This is a genomic window from Polaromonas sp. YR568 (assembly GCF_943369415.1).
Classification (GTDB): domain Bacteria; phylum Pseudomonadota; class Gammaproteobacteria; order Burkholderiales; family Burkholderiaceae_C; genus Polaromonas.
This window is the reverse complement of the sequence record NZ_CALRNF020000020.1, coordinates 69477-83965: the sequence shown is the minus strand read 5'-3', so window position 1 is coordinate 83965 and position 14489 is coordinate 69477. Positions and strand designations below refer to the sequence as shown.

Here is a 14489-nt window from a genome sequence, read left to right as displayed (position 1 = left end):
GCAAAGACGGGCGGGCGCGCGCTCATGCCCGCCCCCCGCGCCGCCGGTGCAGGCGCAGGGACAGCCAGGCCCCGAACGCGCCCAGCGCAATGCCCGCCGCGACGTCCACCGCGACGTGCTGGCGCGTGGCCAGTGTCGAATAAGCGATGCCGGCGCACCAGAGGGCGTTCAGCCACAGCAGCCAGGACGGCACGGAAAAACCGCGCAGCAGCTGGTGCAGCCACAGGCCGGAAAAAACAGCCGTCGCGACGTGCAGGGAAGGGCAGGCGTTGCCCGCCGCATCGATGTTTTTCAGGAAACGCATATCGGGGTATTGGAGCCAGTCGACGTCGGCGGCGGGTGTGGCTGTCGGCCAGGCATAAAACACGGCCAGGCCCGCCAGGCAGGTCAGCGCGATCGCCAGGCCGTAGTGCAGCAACTCGCGCCTGTCGCTGAAGAACAGCGGCGGCAGCGACACATACACCCACAGCGACAGGTAGACCGGCAGGGCCAGCGGCGCAAAGCCGATGAGCCGGTCGGCCCAGGTGCGGGGCATCACGGCCACGGGAAAGGCCGGGTGCTTGAGCAGGTAGAAATAGGCCGCGAAAAACACGGCGATGAAGACCGCCGTTCCCAGGCCCTTCAGGAAGAAGTGCCGCGAAACCGCCCGGGCCATCGCGGGCCAAGGACCGGGGTGGGCCTGCGCGGGCGTCATGTGAGGGCCTCCCGCAAGGTCACGGTGCGCAGCCCTGCCTGGCTGATCGATTCGAGCAGGCCCGGCAGCACCTCCAGGATGACCGGCACGCCTTGCGGCGTGCGCGCCGCATTGCCGTCATGCAGCAGCACGATGGCGCCGGCCCGCAACCCGGCGCTGAGTTTGCGCGCCACGCGCGCGGCGTCGCCGGTGCGCGTGTCGAAACCGCGCACCGACCAGCTGGCCAGCCGCAGGCCGAGCCGGGCCAGCACCGGGTCGAGGAATGGGTTGCGCAAGCCGGCCGGGGCGCGAAAGAACAGCGGGCGCTGGCCGCTCACCCGGGCCAGCGTGTCCTGCGCCGCCTGCAGTTCGCGCAGCATGCTGCGCGGGCCGGTCACCGAAAAATGGTGGCGGTGGTGCTGGCTGTGGTTTTCGACGGCATGGCCGCGGCGCACCAGTTCGCGGCACAACTCGGGGTGGCGCGCGGCCTTGTCGCCGACGCAGAAGAAGGTGGCGCGGGCCGCGTAGCGGTCCAGCAGGTCCAGCACCTGGGGCGTTACGGCGGGATCGGGTCCGTCGTCGATGGTCAGCGCGATTTCGCGCCGGGCGCGGGCCGGCGCGGGCAGGCGCGTCCAGTTGGGGCCCAGCCAGTGGCTGCGCGGCCACAGGCCGGCAAAGACAATCACCCCATGGTTGAGCACGACGGCGGCGAGGGCCCAGGGCCAGAGGCCGGCGTCAAAGAGCACGGCGGCCAGCGCCAGCAGATGCACGCCGGCGCTGGCGCGCAGCAGGGCGCCGGGTTTCCAGGTGGGTTCAGGCATGGGGTTTCCGGGCAAAGATCGCCGCGTACACCAGCGCCAGGATGACGCCGGGCGCGACCGTGGCGCCCATGGCCTGCAGGATGGAAACTTTTGAAAATGCCAGCAGGCCGAAGCCCGCCACCGTTGTCAGGTTGGCCAGCAGCATGGAGGCCAGCGTGCGCGGCGCAATCGGCTCGGCCGTGCCGGGCCGGTCGAAGAACAGCGCGTAGTTGGAGCCCACGGCCACAACCAGCAGCAGGCCGACCAGGTGCAGGATGATCAGCTGCTGGCCCAGCACGGCCAGGCCGGCCGTGACCGTCAGGACCGCGGCGGCCAGCGGCGCGATGATGCGCAGCACGCGGGCCGGCGAGCGGAACACCGCCAGCAGCAGCACGATGATGACGGCCAGCCCGCCCAGCGACAGCATGATGGCCTCATGCAGGTAGCCCGAATAGAGGCGGTCCGATTCGCTTTTCATGTCGACAAACAGCACGCCGGGCAGCGCGCTGGCGGCCAGGGCCGCGCGTATGTCGCCGGCCTGGATGCCCGCCCCCTTGGGCGCCGTCAGCGGCAGCAGGGCGCTCCAGCGTTGCGCTTTGCCGAGCAGCATGGCATCCAGGGCCATGGCCATGGAGGTGTTTTCGAAGTCGGCCGCTTGCAGGGGCGGGCGTTCGCGCGCCGCGGCGACGTCGGCCAGGAAGGGCTGGAAAATCTCCGCGCGCACCGGCTGGCCCTGCACCGCTTGGGCCAGCCGCGCCTGCAACTGCGCGGGCGGCGGCAGGCTGGCCTGGCGTGCGCTTTGCGTGGCCAGGCTGGGCAGGTAGCGGCTGGGGCTTTCAAAGCCGGCGATCCGGCCGAGTTCGACCTGTGCCTGGAGCACGCCGGACACCCGCTCGGCGGTTTGCAGCACCGCCTCGCGGCTGGTGCCGGAAACCACCACCACATAGCGCACGTCGGGCGCGCCCATGTCGGCGCGCAGGCTCTCGTCCAGCGCCACGTCGGCCTGCGACACCGGGCTCAGCGAAGAGATCTTGTCATTGAACAGGCTGGCGCGGTTGCCGGCAAGGATGGCGCAGGCGGCCAGCAGCAAGGCCGCTGCCGGCCAGCGCAGGGCGTGCGCGCGCGCCGCCAGCGCCTGCAGCACGCGCCCGATGGCCGAGACGTCATGGATGCGAAAGCCGGCCGGCAGCAGGTGCGGCAGCACATAACGTGTCACCGCGGCGGCCGTGACCAGGCCGGCGATCGAATACAGGCCCAGCTGCGCCAGTCCCGGAAATCCGGACATCAGCAGCGAGGCAAAACCGGCGATGGACGTCAGCACGCCCAGCCGTATGGTGGGCCAGAAGCGCTTGACCCAATGCTGCGGATCCGCGCCGGCGTCCTCGGACTGCACGAACAGGTAGATGGAATAGTCCACCGCCTCGCCGATCAGGGCTGTGCCGAAGCCCAGCGTGATGCCGTGCACCGAGCCGAAGCCCAGGCTCACCGCGGCGATCCCGGCCAGGGCGCCGCTGACGACGGGCAGGAAGCCCAGCACCAGCGCGGCGGCGGAACGGTAGACCAGCAGCAGCAGGCCGGCGATCAGCGCCACGCTGATCAGCGACAGCATGCTCACCTGGCTCTGGATGGCCGCGCGGGAGGTGACGGAAAACACGCCGGGGCCGGTCATCACCAGGCTGGCGCCGCTTTGCCCGGCGGCGCTGTCAAAGGCCTGGCGGATCACCGCCATGGCGTGCTGCTGGGCATCGGTGTCGGAGCCCGCCGCGCGGGTTTGCAGCAGCATCAGCGCGCGCTTGCCGTCACGCGAAGCCCAGGCGCCTTCGACCTGCCGCGGCTGGCTGCCGCTGTTGAGCTGGCCCAGCAACTGCACCATTTCGCCGGTGGGGTCGCGCGGTAGCAGGGCCTTGACCATCAGGCCGGCGGGTGAGGCCAGCAGGTCGATGCTCTCGCCCAGGGCCGCGCGCAAGCCCTGCTCGCTGAAGCGTTCGGGTGTCACGGCGGGGCTGAGCACATAACGGTGCGCCAGCAGGAAATCGCGGTCGCGCGCGGCGTTGACGGGCTCGCCGTTGGACACGCTGGCAAACGCGGGGTCGGCGCGCAATTGCCCGGCGACCTGCCGCGACAGCCGCGCCCGGGTGGGTGCGTCGGCGCCCTCTATCCCCACCAGCACCAGGCGCGAGGCCAGCCCTTCCGTGAGCTGGTCCATCAGCAGGCGCTGCTCGGGCGTGGGCGTGCGAGGCAAAAAGGCCGACAGGTCGGTGGTGAAGTGGGTGCGGGTGATGACCAGTGCGCAGCCGGCCAGAAACGCCAGCCACAGCACGATGGCAGCCGCGCGGTGGCGGCGCGGCGCACCCGTCGTCACGGTACGGCCGCCGGTTCGATGGTCATGCTGGAGCTGTCGCCGTCGGCCTGGGTGATGTCGATGCCGCGCACCTGGTTGCGCACGCCGCTGATGCGGATGCGCTGGACCACCGCCTGCATTTTGGGGTCCACCGGTTCCAGTTGCAGGACCCAGCGCTCGGCGCTGCCTTCCAGGCTCAGCCGGTAGCTGCGCTCGAGCGCGCCGCGGTCGCCCGCCAGCGTGCCGCGTATGCTGTCGATGAAGGCGGCCAGTTCGGGATAGGCCTGCAGCTGCAGTTGGTATTTCTGCCGGCCGCGCTCGATCAGCAGTTCGCCGCCGTTGACCAACATGGATTCGGGTTTCGGCTTGAGCGTGCGTTTTTCGAGCCGGTCGGGCGCGGTGTAGAGCAGTTCGCCGGACGACTCCACCGGCCTGTCGAGCAGCGCGATGTGTTTCTTCTCGACAAAGGTGGCGCGGCCCGATTTGCTTTGCGCCAGCGTGTCCATCAGCTGCTGCAGGTCCCAGGCGGCAAGCGCGGCCGGGCTGCACACGGCCAGGGCCAGGAGGGCTGCAACCAGCCGGGCCGTGCGGCGGGCAAGGGCGGCCGCTGCGGTGTGTGAAAGAAGGTGTGTCATGCGCTGCTCAGGGTGACTGTTCGGGACTGCCGGCCTGCCGCGGCGCGGCGTGCCAGAAATCGAAAAAGTTGAACCAGTTGTAGGGGGCGCTGCGGCAATACTGCGCCATCAGTGCAGCATAGCGTGTCACGGCGGCTTGCACGGCCGGCGTGCGGCCGCGCGCCGGCAGCGCGGAGAAGTCCGCGAGTTCTTCGAAGTGGACGTCGTAGCGGTTGCCGCCGCGGTACAGCCCGGTCATGAACAGCACCGGGCGTTTGAGCACGGCGGCCATGCGAAAGGGGCCCAGCGGCAGCTCCGCCGTGCTTCCCAGGAAGTCGGTGGGGCAGGTGTCGTCGGTGCCCAGCGAGCGGTCGCCCAGCATGCCGACCACGGCGCCCTCGTCCAGCAGCGCATGCACGCGGATCATCGAATCGATGTGCCCCAGGGCGATCACGTCCAGTTGCGCCTGGGGATTGATGGCGCCCAGCGCGGCGTTGATCTTGCGCGCATTTTCCTCGTACATCACCATGGCAATGCGCAGCCCGGGCTGGCGGCGGCCTATGGCGCGCAGCACTTCAAAACTTCCCAGGTGGGCGCCCATGAGGAACACGCCTTTGCCGCCGGCCACCGCCTGGTCGATCAGCTGCTGGTTGTGCACCCGGATGTCAAACATTTCGAAGTGGTCGTTGAGCAGGAAGACGCGGTCATGGACGGCCGAGGCAAAGCTCAGGAAATGCCGGAACAGGTGGCGCCAGCCGACCGCCGCGGGCGTGGGCAGCTCAAGGACGCGGCGCAGGTAGTCGCGCGAGGTGCGGCGCGCGGCGGGCGCAAACGCCAGGAAGTAGGCCGCGATGCCGTACAGGACGACGCGGCTGGCGCCGCGGCCCAGGCCCAGGGAAATCAGGGTCATCACGCGAAGCATGAAGCCGCTGCTGCGCTCGGGCAGTTGCCGCCACTCGGCCTGCGGCGCGCTCATGGCGGGAACGGCGGCACGAGGGTGCCGCTGGCTACTTTTCGAGCGCCGCTGCGGATCTCGAAGTGGATGCCGCCGGCGCCTGGGCGGCAGGACAGCGTGAGGGTTTCGCCGGGGCCCACGGGGCTGAGGAATTTCGCCGCGCTGATCCGGCACACCTGGGCCGCTGCGCCCGCGGCTTCGGGGGCCAGCGCCTGCTGCACCGCATGCACGGCGGCATCGAGCAGCAGCACCCCGGGCACGATGGGATTGCCCGGGAAGTGGCCGGCGAACGCCGGATGGTCCGGCGGCACCACAAAGCAGGTTTCAAGGTGCATGGGCGGGCCTCTTGCGAAGGTGCTGTTGCGCCAGGGCCAGCAGCGCCTCGCGCGGCAGCTTCCCGGTGCTGTTGCGCGGCAGGGCTTCGACCAGCACCAGGGGCCGGGGAATGAAGATGGTGTCGATGCGTTCGCGCAGTGCCGCCAGCAGGGCGGGCGCCGCCAGGCCCGGGGCCACCACGAAGGCCATCAGCCTCGCCACGCTGTCGCCCTGCTCGTCCGGCATGAAGAAGGCGCCGTCGAGCACGCCCGGTATGGCGGCCAGCTGGTGGTTCAGGTAGCCCAGCGAGCTTCGCTTGCCGGCGATATTGACGAGGTCGGCGGTGCGGCCGTGCAGCAGAAAGCGGCTCCCGGGCAGCACTTCAAGCTCGTCGGCCAGCGGCATGGCTTGCTCGACATGGCCGCCCGATGCCCAGGCCTGACCCTGAGCCGTGCTGAGCCCGACGTCCGGCAGCAGCGTCCATGCTTCGCCCCGGCTCAGTCGCCGGGTGGCGATCTGCCCGGTTTCCGTCGATCCGTAGATTTCAAGCAGCGGGGCCTGCAGGCGGGCTTCCGCCGCCAGTGCCAGTTGCAGCGGCAGGGCGGCGGTGGCGGACAGCAGCAGGTCGACAGGCGGAACGTCCAGCCCGGAAGCGAGCAGCGCCTTCAGGTGCACCGGCGTGGTCACCAGCATGCGCGGCCGCGCCGCCGCCGCCAGCGCGGTGCAGATGTCGGCCGGGTAAAACGGATGGGCCGCGCCCAGGACGGTGCCGCTTTGCAGGGGCAGCAACACGGTGGATTCGAACCCGAACATGTGCTGGGGCGGCACGGTCGAAACGATGCTGTGGCGCCGGCCGTCGAGCAGGTTGAGGCGGCCGGCTTCCGCCTTGGCGCCGCGCACCAGGCTTGCCCAGCTTTTGCGGTGCGCCACCGGCGTGCCGGTGGAGCCGGAGGTGAACATGATGGCGGCGGTGCGTGACGCGGGAATCCGCGGCACATCCCAGGGGACGTCTTGTCCGGTGGCCGGCGCGGGGCAAGCGGCTGCCATTGCGTCGGCCCATGCCAGCCGCGGCAGCGCCACGGGTTGCGCCTGGTCCGACAGGCAGAACACGTCGGGCGCGAAGGCCTGCACCTGCCTGACCATTTCCGGGGTCAGCGTGGGCGGCAGCAGGCTGATTTTGTCGGCCAGCAACGCGGCCGCAAAGCCGACGGCAAAGCGGTAGCGGTCGGCGCAGGCGTTCAGCACATGCCGGCCCGCCGGCAGGGCCGCGGCCAGCCGCCTGGCATCGGCCAGGAACTGCCCGGCGGTGATGGGATGGCCGTGGCGCGAAGCCAGCAAGTCCTGGTCGCTGGAATGAACCAGCAGGGCAAGGCTTGTCATGGCCGGGGCTTGCCGCTTTGTGCCGACGCCTGCCGCCAGGCGCGTATAGCTTCCAGCGGCCCGGCGCGCTCCCCGGGCGGCAGGACGTGGCAGCGCGCCGCGTATTCCGCGGCGAACATCAGCCCCAGCAGGGGAATGCCCAGAAGGTTGGCAAAGGTGGACCAGACGGCCACAGGCGCGAGCCAGAACAGCAGCAGCGAGATACCGGCGATGCCGGCGAAGTACAGCACCCAGGCCCAGGTGGCCGAACGGGTATAGGCCGCGATCGCCGGTGAGAGGTCGCCGTGCACGATGCGGGCGAACTGCGAAATCATGGGCGTGCGCCCGGGCAGCAGTGTCCGGGCGAAGGTGGCGCACAGCAGCGTGTAGGTGCCCGTATGCTGCAGCAAAAATACCCAGTTGTAATGGGCGACCAGCCAGTGCCTGGCGGCAAAAAAAGCGAGGCAGGCCAGCCCGCACAAGGCCAGCATGGCGGGACGCTGCGGCGAGCGCCAGGCCAGCACGGCCGCCAGCGCCAGCAGCGGCAGCACGGCGACCAGCGCCTGCGGCAAGCCGGGCTGGGCCGATGCGGCGGCCAGGTGGGAAGCGACGGCGTAGGCCAAGCCCAGGGCCAGCACACCGCCCCAGCGGCAGGCCTGGGCAAACCGTGCCGCCCCGGTGGTGTTCACTGGGTTCGCCAGGCGGCGATATGGTCGCCCAGGCTGCGCAGCGAGTGGAAGATGGCGTGGTTGTCTTCGTGGTCGGCCCGCAGCTGCAGCCCGTAGTGTTTGGACACCACGAGCGCGATTTCAAGGATGTCGATGGAATCCAGGCCCAGGCCGTCGCCATACAGCGGTTCGTCGGGCTGCACCTCGTCGGCGCTGACTTCGAGGTTCAAGGCGCTGACCACCAGTTCAGCGACTTCGCGCAGCAGGGCTGCGTCGGCCGACGTTAAAGGGGTGTTGACGGTGGATTCAGGCATGGTGCTCGCTAGGGTTCTGGGGAACGGTTCGGACAGGGCCGCCGCGCACGTGCCGCCCCTGTTCAGTCGGGAAATTTTAGCCGAGGCGACAGGGGGTGAGACCCCGATCGCGGTCTTTACCTACAGCGCGTGGCGCCCTATGGGCGGCGGCGCCGCGACCGGAAAATCCACGCGCTAGGCCAGCGCGCGGGCTTGGGCCTGCCGCAGTTCGCTTGCCATCGCGCAGGCCAGCGTCAGGCGGCGCAGCAGCCAGGGCGTGAGGTCGGCGGCCAGCAGCGGGTCGGGGCGCGGCTGGAAGGGCTGGCCGGCGATGGCCGGGCCGGCGTCTGGCGTTGCCTGCCCGGCGGTGTCCGTACCTTCCAGTTCGGCTGCTATGCAGCGGGCGGATTGCACCAGCGCCGGTTGCGCCACGGCCATGTCCAGTTGCGCGCGGTGCAGCAAAAGCAGGGATTTCACCGCCGTCAGCTGGGCCAGCAATTGGTAGCTGCGCGCCTGCAGGGCTTCGAGCGGCTCCAGCGGGGGGCGCACCTTTTGCGGCTCGGCCAGGCTGCGCTGGGTGGCGAGGGTGAGGTCCGACAGGCTGTTGTAGGCCTCGCGCCGCGCCAGCCGCCAGGGCAGGTCGGAGGTCTTGCTATTGTCCAGCAGCGCGAGCGCCAGTTGCGCATGCTTGAGCTGCGCCTGCACACTGCGCCGCACCAGCGCCGGGATCTGGTTGCGCTCCCAGGCCGGCAGCACGTAGCTGAACAGCCAGGCGATCAGCGCGCCCAGCAGGGTGTCGCCCAGCCGCTCGGCCATGGCGAAGCTGGGCTGTATGCCGACGAGCAGCAAGTGCGCCTGCAGCAGGCCGGCCACGGTGGCGGCGATGGAGGTGTAGAGGTAGCGCCTGAGCGCAAAGGCATGCGCCAGGCCCATGGCGAGCGCCACCACGCCGAAGAGGGTGCGGGCGCCCGGGTGCGCGGCCAGCACGGCCATGACCAGCGCGCAGCCCAGCAGCGTGCCGGCGACGCGGGCGTTGCGGCGCTGCACGGTTTGCGCGAGGTTGCCGCGCATCACCACCACGATGGTCAGCAAAATCCAGTATTCATGCGCCACCCAGGGCAGGTGCAGCGACGCGACATAACCGGCCGCCACGGCCAGCGTGCAGCGCAGCGCGTAACGCAGCGTGGGCGCGCTCCAGCTCAGCTGGCCCAGCAGCGGCTTCCAGGACCAGCGCGTGGTGCTCACGAAAAGCTGCCACTGCGTGCGCACGGCCGCCAGCGCGGGCGCCAGGTCGCCGCGCGCCAGCGCCGCCATCTTCACCGCCTCGTCGTTGATGTGGCCTATGCGGTCGGCCATGTTGTGCAGCAGCGCCAGCGGGTCTGTGGTGTCGATGCGCAAAGGGTCGGGCGCCAGCGGATCGGCCGGTTGGGTGCGCGGCGGCAGCGCGCCGGCCAGTTGCGGGCGCAGGTCGGTGATGGCGTTGACGGCCGCGCCGCGCCGGCCCAGCAGCAAATCCATGCCCAGGGTTTCGAGCTGCGCGGCGGTGCTGTCCAACGCCAGCTGCAGGGCAGGCAGCGCGGCCACGCTGGCGCTGTGCTCCAGCAGGAAGTCCAGGTCCAGGTCGCAGGCCAGTTGGTGGTCGCGCGCCTCCAGCAGGCTCAGCAGCAGGGCCGCCAGGCGCTGGCGCGCAGGCGTGGTGGGCGACTCCAGCACCACGTCGCGCGTGTTCTGCAAATGGTCGGCCAGCGTAGCCTGCTGCTGCAGCATGCTTGCCAGCAGCGCGGAATGGTCGGGTTGCGGGCCGAAGCGCCGGGCCTGGGTGCGCAGGATCTGCGCGAAGCTGTGCAGGCATTCGGCCAGCAGCTGCGCGCGAAAGCGGGCGTTGAGCAAATGGGTGGTCAGCACCGCCCACAGCAGGTAAAGCCCGGCGCCCACCAGGAACCAGGCGCCGTGCAGCGCGATCTGCTCGAGCGTGCCGACCGGTGGCGCGGCCATGGAGAACAGCGTGGAAAACAGCAGCGAAAAGCAGATGGGCCCGCCGCGCTTGCCCCAGGCCATCATCATCACGGCCAGGAAGGTGGCGGCCGTGACCACGATGCCCAGCAGCAGTTCGTCGTGGCGCACCAGCTGCACCAGCATGAAGAGCGGCGCGCCCAGCAGCGGCGCGGGCAGCATCTGCATGATCTTGCGTTTGCGCGGCGCGGGCACGTCGGGCAGGCTGGTGATCATCACGCCGACCGCGGCGGTGGAGGCTGCGGCCAGCCCGGCGGCCTCGAAGAGGGCCAGCATGATGAGCACCAAGCCCAGCGACACCGTCAGGCCGTTGGCGACGTACTGGCTCAGCAGCACGTGCAGGCTTTTTTGCAGCCAGGCTTGCGCCCTTTGCTGCAGGCGAATTGCCGGCGCGGGGGAGGAAGCGGTGTCGGGCGGGTTCATGGTGTGCCTGGGCACACTTTACCGAAATGCAGAACCATGAAAAAAGCCCGCGAGGCGGGCTTTTTTGTTTGGCTTAGAACGGAGCGTCCGGCGCTTTGTTGGCGGGGTGGTCCCCGGCCTTGATGCGCTTGGCTTTGAGCGTGGGTTTTTCCGCCGGGGCGGGAGCGGGCGCGGCCGCGTCTTCGGCGCTTTCCTCAGGCTCTTGCGCATCGGACGTGTCCTTGAGGGCCTTGCGCACGGCGGCCTTGTCGCCGGCGCCGGCGAATTTGCTGTACTTGCCCAGCGTGGTCACCAGCTGGCCGTAGATGCGCGGGTTGCCGGCCACACATTCGCCGTGGTCCATGAAGTCGGCTTCGCCCGTGAAGTTGCCGATCAGGCCGCCGGCTTCGGTCACCAGCAGCGAGCCGGCCGCCACGTCCCAGGGCTTGAGGTTGGACTCAAAAAATCCGTCGCTGAAACCGGCGGCCACATAGGCCAAGTCCAGCGCCGCGGCGCCGGGGCGGCGCACGCCGGCGCACTGGCTCATGACTTCGCCCAGCATGTTGAGGTAGGTCTTGAGCTTGTCGCCGGGACGGTAGGGGAAACCGGTGGAGATCAGGCATTCCTGCAGGCGCGTGCGCTTGGCCACGCGGATGCGGCGGTCGTTCATGTAGGCGCCGCGGCCCTTGGTGGCGCAGAAGATGTCGTTGCGGGTGGGGTCGTAGACCACGGCTTGCTCGACCTTGCCCTTGACGGCCAGCGCGATGCTGACGCAATACACCGGGAAGCCGTGGATGAAGTTGGTGGTGCCGTCCAGCGGATCGATGATCCAGACGAAATCGGAGTCTTTCGCGCCATGCTCGCTGCCCGATTCCTCGGCCAGGATGCCGTGGCCGGGGTAGGCGGTCAGCAGGGTTTCGATGATCGCGGCCTCGGCGGCCTGGTCGATCTCGGTGACGAAGTCGTTGGTCTGCTTGACCGAAATGCGGACCGATTCAACGTCAAGCGCCGCGCGGTTGATGATGGCGCCGGCAGCGCGCGCAGCCTTGATGGCCACGTTGAGCATGGGGTGGAGGTTGCTGGACATAACTTGTAGGGAAGAACGGGAAAAACCGGCGCCGGCGATGCGGGCGGCGGGCAATGGCGGTATTTTCCCATAAACGCGGCAAGGCCCCTCCGCAGGGCAATATCGCGTCCCTGGCCCTAAGCGCCTTCCGCGATCAGGAAATCCGCGTCGGCATGTTGCTGGCGTATGGCCCGGGCGGCCTGGTATTCGGGACTGGCGTAACAGGCTTGGGCCGTTGCCATGTCGGCGAACTCCACGACGACGTTGCGCTCGCGCGAGCTGCCTTCCATGCTTTCATAAGCGCCGCCGCGCACCAGGAAGTGCGCCCCGAACTTCTCGAAGGCGGGCCGCGCCGCCGTGAGGTAGCGGGGGTATTCCTCCATGTTGCGCACCGAGACGCGCACGATCCAGTAAGCCTTTGCCATTGTTGTTCCTTGGTGTTGTGAAGTGGTGAAGGGCTGGACGATACGCGTGACATTGCATTCTGAAAAATGAATAATAAGGATGGCTGTCATCTTCTACGGAGATTCATGGAATTAAGCGACCTGGTGATTTTCAAAGCGGTGGTGGAGGCCGGCGGCGTGACACGCGCCGCCGAGCGCTTGCACCGTGTGCAGTCCAACATCACGACGCGGATACGCCAGCTTGAGGAAAAGCTGGGAACGCCGCTGTTCATCCGCGAAGGCAAACGGCTGCATTTGTCGCCGGCCGGCCAGGTGTTGCTGGACTATGCCCAGCGCCTGCTGGCCCTGGCGGACGAGGCGCGCGATGCGGTCCGTGACGGCCAGCCGCGCGGCACGCTGGTACTGGGCGCCATGGAAAGCACTTCGGCAGTACGCCTGCCCGGCCCGCTCAGCGACTTTGTGCGCCTTTACCCGGAGGTGAAGCTGGCGCTCAAAACCGGCAACCCGCAGCAGTTGGCCGCCGCCGTACTCGCCGGCACGATGGATGCCGCGCTGGTGACGGGGCCGATTGCCGACGGGCCGTTCGAGCGCGAGCCGGTTTACAGCGAGGAACTGGTGATCGTGGCGAGCGCCGGGCATGCCGCCATCACCGCCAAAGGTGCGGAGCCTCCGCGCAACATCGTCGCCTTTGAGCAGGGCTGCCCGCACCGTGCCCGGCTCGAGCAGTGGTACGCCGGCAAAAACAGCAGGCCGGCGCAGACCATTGAAATCACCTCTTACCACGCGATGCTGGGCTGCGTCGTGGTGGGCATGGGCATCTCGCTGGTGCCGCTCAGTGTGCTGGCGACCTTTCCCGAGCGCGCGCGCCTGAGCGTGCATGCCCTGCCGCCCGGCAGCGACCGCGCGCAAACCGAGCTGATCTGGCGCAAAGGCGCGATGTCGCCCAAGATCAAGGCACTGGTTCAGGTCCTGAAGCCATCCGCATAGGACAATCCCGTCCCATGCATACGCGATTCATCCTGATCAATACCAGCCACGCCGGCAATGTAGGCGCCACCGCCCGCGCCATGAAAACCATGGGTTTTGACGACCTGGTGCTGGTGGCGCCGCGCTGGGCCAATGTGCTGAACCGCGAGGAAACCATACAGCGGGCCAGCGGCGCGCTCGACGTGCTGAAGAACGCGCGCGTCGTCGCCACGCTGGACGAGGCGCTGGACGGCGTGGCCCACCTGTGCGCCACCGCCATGACGCCGCGCGACTTCGGCCCGCCCACCCGCGCGCCGCGTGAGCACTTTGCGGGCTTGCTGGGGCAGGGCGGCCCGGCGGCTGAAGAGGCGCCCGCTGCTCCTGAATCCGTGGCCTTTCTTTTCGGCTCCGAGCGCTTCGGCATGCAGAACGAGGACGTCTACCGCTGCCACGTGGCGCTCAGCATCCCGACCGACCCGAAGTTCGGTTCGCTGAACCTGGGCGCGGCCGTGCAGCTGATCGCCTACGACTGGCGCCAGGCGCTGGGCGGCTTCAGCGTGCAGGCGGCGACGGCCGAGCCCACGCTGGCCGACGCGGCGGCGGTGGCCGGCATGCTCAAACACTGGGAAGAGGCGCTGGCCGGCATCGGTTTTCTGGACCCGGCCTCACCCAAAAAACTGATGCCGCGGCTCAACCAGCTGTTCAACCGCGCGCAGCTGAGCCCCGAGGAAATCCACATCCTGCGCGGCGTGGCCAAGGCCATGCTGCAGAAAGCCGCCCAACCGCCGTCTAAAGACAGCACACCAGCAGGGTCGGCGGACGGCCACTAAACTCCCACCATGTTTTCCCGACTCCGCTCCGACATCCAGTGCATTCTTGACCGCGACCCCGCCGCCCGCACGGCCTGGGAAGCGTTGACCTGCTACCCCGGCCTGCACGCCCTGGTGCTGCACCGCCGCGCGCACTGGTGCTGGAACCACGGCTTCAAATGGCTGGGCCGGTTTATCTCGCATATTTCACGCTGGATGACCGGCATTGAAATCCACCCCGGCGCCAAGATCGGCGAGCGGGTGTTCTTCGACCATGCCATGGGCGTGGTGGTCGGCGAAACCGCCGAGATCGGCGACGGCTGCACGATTTACCAGGGCGTCACGCTGGGCGGCACTTCGCTCTACAAGGGCGCCAAGCGCCACCCGACGCTGGGCCGCGACGTGGTGGTCAGCGCCGGCGCCAAGGTGCTGGGCGGCTTTGTGGTCGGTGACGGCGCCAAGATCGGCAGCAATGCGGTGGTGATCAAGCCCGTGCCGGCAGGGGCCACGGCGGTGGGCATTCCCGCGCGCATCATCCTGTCCAAGGCCGGCGAAAGCGCCGACGTGTCGACCACCAAGTTTTCGGCCTACGGCATCACGCTGGAGGACGACCCGCTGTCGCAGGCCATGCGCGGCCTGATCGACAACGCATCCGGCCAGGAGCACCAGATCGCCCTGCTATGGCAGGCGATTGAAAAACTCTCCGGCCCGCAAACGGCCATGAGCAAGGACTGCGTTCCCAAGGACGCGGCGCTCACGGAAACCTTCGAAGCCGACAAGCTGAACCAGCTGGTGGGCAAGTAAGCCAGCG

15 protein-coding genes are annotated in these 14489 nt (G+C 69.0%); 3 read left to right on the top strand and 12 right to left on the bottom strand.

Annotation, left to right across the window (positions count from 1 at the left end; all coding sequences use genetic code 11):
- Positions 1–22 precede the first annotated feature (22 nt).
- From ACLV74_RS14120 to ACLV74_RS14065, 12 genes are all read right to left on the bottom strand, one after another.
- Positions 23–694, bottom strand: coding sequence for a phosphatase PAP2 family protein (locus ACLV74_RS14120; protein WP_411880022.1), 672 nt, complete (start codon positions 692–694; stop codon positions 23–25).
- Positions 691–1494, bottom strand: a complete 804-nt coding sequence (locus ACLV74_RS14115) for a polysaccharide deacetylase family protein (RefSeq protein WP_411880021.1) — start codon at positions 1492–1494, stop codon at positions 691–693. The genes ACLV74_RS14120 and ACLV74_RS14115 overlap by 4 nt, the downstream gene beginning before the upstream one ends.
- Complete coding sequence (locus ACLV74_RS14110) at positions 1487–3835, bottom strand: MMPL family transporter (RefSeq protein ID WP_411880020.1); 2349 nt, start codon at positions 3833–3835, stop codon at positions 1487–1489. Before ACLV74_RS14110 ends, ACLV74_RS14115 begins: the two co-directional genes overlap by 8 nt.
- Positions 3832–4449 carry a LolA-related protein gene (locus tag ACLV74_RS14105; RefSeq protein ID WP_411880019.1) on the bottom strand — a complete coding sequence of 206 codons (618 nt, stop codon included), beginning with the start codon at positions 4447–4449 and terminating at the stop codon, positions 3832–3834. The genes ACLV74_RS14110 and ACLV74_RS14105 overlap by 4 nt, the downstream gene beginning before the upstream one ends.
- Positions 4450–4456: 7 nt before the next feature.
- Positions 4457–5404, bottom strand: coding sequence for an acyl-CoA synthetase (locus tag ACLV74_RS14100; RefSeq protein ID WP_411880018.1), 948 nt, complete (start codon positions 5402–5404; stop codon positions 4457–4459).
- Positions 5401–5718: a 3-hydroxyacyl-ACP dehydratase FabZ family protein gene (locus tag ACLV74_RS14095; RefSeq protein WP_411880017.1), complete on the bottom strand. Its 318-nt coding sequence runs from the start codon at positions 5716–5718 to the stop codon at positions 5401–5403. Before ACLV74_RS14095 ends, ACLV74_RS14100 begins: the two co-directional genes overlap by 4 nt.
- Positions 5708–7078 (bottom strand): AMP-binding protein, encoded by a 1371-nt coding sequence (locus tag ACLV74_RS14090; RefSeq protein WP_411880016.1) that lies wholly within the window; start codon positions 7076–7078, stop codon positions 5708–5710. The genes ACLV74_RS14095 and ACLV74_RS14090 overlap by 11 nt, the downstream gene beginning before the upstream one ends.
- On the bottom strand, positions 7075–7746 hold the full coding sequence (locus ACLV74_RS14085) for a hypothetical protein (RefSeq protein ID WP_411880015.1): 672 nt from the start codon (positions 7744–7746) through the stop codon (positions 7075–7077). The genes ACLV74_RS14090 and ACLV74_RS14085 overlap by 4 nt, the downstream gene beginning before the upstream one ends.
- A complete protein-coding gene (locus tag ACLV74_RS14080; protein ID WP_411880014.1) occupies positions 7743–8039 on the bottom strand; it encodes a phosphopantetheine-binding protein in 297 nt (98 codons plus the stop codon). The genes ACLV74_RS14085 and ACLV74_RS14080 overlap by 4 nt, the downstream gene beginning before the upstream one ends.
- A gap of 174 nt (positions 8040–8213) precedes the next feature.
- A complete protein-coding gene (locus ACLV74_RS14075) occupies positions 8214–10454 on the bottom strand; it encodes an FUSC family protein (protein WP_411880013.1) in 2241 nt (746 codons plus the stop codon).
- Between the two features lie 73 nt (positions 10455–10527).
- A complete protein-coding gene (locus tag ACLV74_RS14070) occupies positions 10528–11520 on the bottom strand; it encodes an inositol monophosphatase family protein (protein WP_411880012.1) in 993 nt (330 codons plus the stop codon).
- Between the two features lie 116 nt (positions 11521–11636).
- Positions 11637–11924, bottom strand: coding sequence for a DUF1330 domain-containing protein (locus ACLV74_RS14065; protein WP_411880011.1), 288 nt, complete (start codon positions 11922–11924; stop codon positions 11637–11639).
- A 105-nt stretch (positions 11925–12029) separates the two neighbouring features.
- Here ACLV74_RS14065 and ACLV74_RS14060 point away from each other — a divergent pair, with 105 nt between their 5' ends.
- Genes ACLV74_RS14060 through cysE form a run of 3 tightly spaced genes read left to right on the top strand, consistent with a single transcriptional unit; the run spans position 12030 to position 14482 of the window.
- The gene (locus ACLV74_RS14060) at positions 12030–12890 is read left to right on the top strand and encodes a LysR substrate-binding domain-containing protein (protein WP_411880010.1); all 861 of its coding nucleotides are present in this window, start codon (positions 12030–12032) and stop codon (positions 12888–12890) included.
- A 14-nt stretch (positions 12891–12904) separates the two neighbouring features.
- Positions 12905–13699: an RNA methyltransferase gene (locus tag ACLV74_RS14055; RefSeq protein ID WP_411880009.1), complete on the top strand. Its 795-nt coding sequence runs from the start codon at positions 12905–12907 to the stop codon at positions 13697–13699.
- 9 nt (positions 13700–13708) lie between these two features.
- Positions 13709–14482 carry a serine O-acetyltransferase gene (gene cysE, locus ACLV74_RS14050; RefSeq protein WP_411880008.1) on the top strand — a complete coding sequence of 258 codons (774 nt, stop codon included), beginning with the start codon at positions 13709–13711 and terminating at the stop codon, positions 14480–14482.
- Positions 14483–14489 lie beyond the last annotated feature (7 nt).

Bases quoted from the DNA above. Each gene is read 5' to 3' on its own strand.
- ACLV74_RS14120 (WP_411880022.1), bottom strand. From the start codon at position 694: ATGACGCCCGCGCAGGCCCACCCCGGTCCTTGGCCCGCGATGGCCCGG.
- ACLV74_RS14115 (WP_411880021.1), bottom strand. From the start codon at position 1,494: ATGCCTGAACCCACCTGGAAACCCGGCGCCCTGCTGCGCGCCAGCGCC.
- ACLV74_RS14105 (WP_411880019.1), bottom strand. From the start codon at position 4,449: ATGACACACCTTCTTTCACACACCGCAGCGGCCGCCCTTGCCCGCCGC.
- ACLV74_RS14100 (WP_411880018.1), bottom strand. From the start codon at position 5,404: ATGAGCGCGCCGCAGGCCGAGTGGCGGCAACTGCCCGAGCGCAGCAGC.
- ACLV74_RS14095 (WP_411880017.1), bottom strand. From the start codon at position 5,718: ATGCACCTTGAAACCTGCTTTGTGGTGCCGCCGGACCATCCGGCGTTC.
- ACLV74_RS14090 (WP_411880016.1), bottom strand. From the start codon at position 7,078: ATGACAAGCCTTGCCCTGCTGGTTCATTCCAGCGACCAGGACTTGCTG.
- ACLV74_RS14080 (WP_411880014.1), bottom strand. From the start codon at position 8,039: ATGCCTGAATCCACCGTCAACACCCCTTTAACGTCGGCCGACGCAGCC.
- ACLV74_RS14075 (WP_411880013.1), bottom strand. From the start codon at position 10,454: ATGAACCCGCCCGACACCGCTTCCTCCCCCGCGCCGGCAATTCGCCTG.
- ACLV74_RS14070 (WP_411880012.1), bottom strand. From the start codon at position 11,520: ATGTCCAGCAACCTCCACCCCATGCTCAACGTGGCCATCAAGGCTGCG.
- ACLV74_RS14065 (WP_411880011.1), bottom strand. From the start codon at position 11,924: ATGGCAAAGGCTTACTGGATCGTGCGCGTCTCGGTGCGCAACATGGAG.
- ACLV74_RS14060 (WP_411880010.1), top strand. From the start codon at position 12,030: ATGGAATTAAGCGACCTGGTGATTTTCAAAGCGGTGGTGGAGGCCGGC.
- ACLV74_RS14055 (WP_411880009.1), top strand. From the start codon at position 12,905: ATGCATACGCGATTCATCCTGATCAATACCAGCCACGCCGGCAATGTA.
- cysE (WP_411880008.1), top strand. From the start codon at position 13,709: ATGTTTTCCCGACTCCGCTCCGACATCCAGTGCATTCTTGACCGCGAC.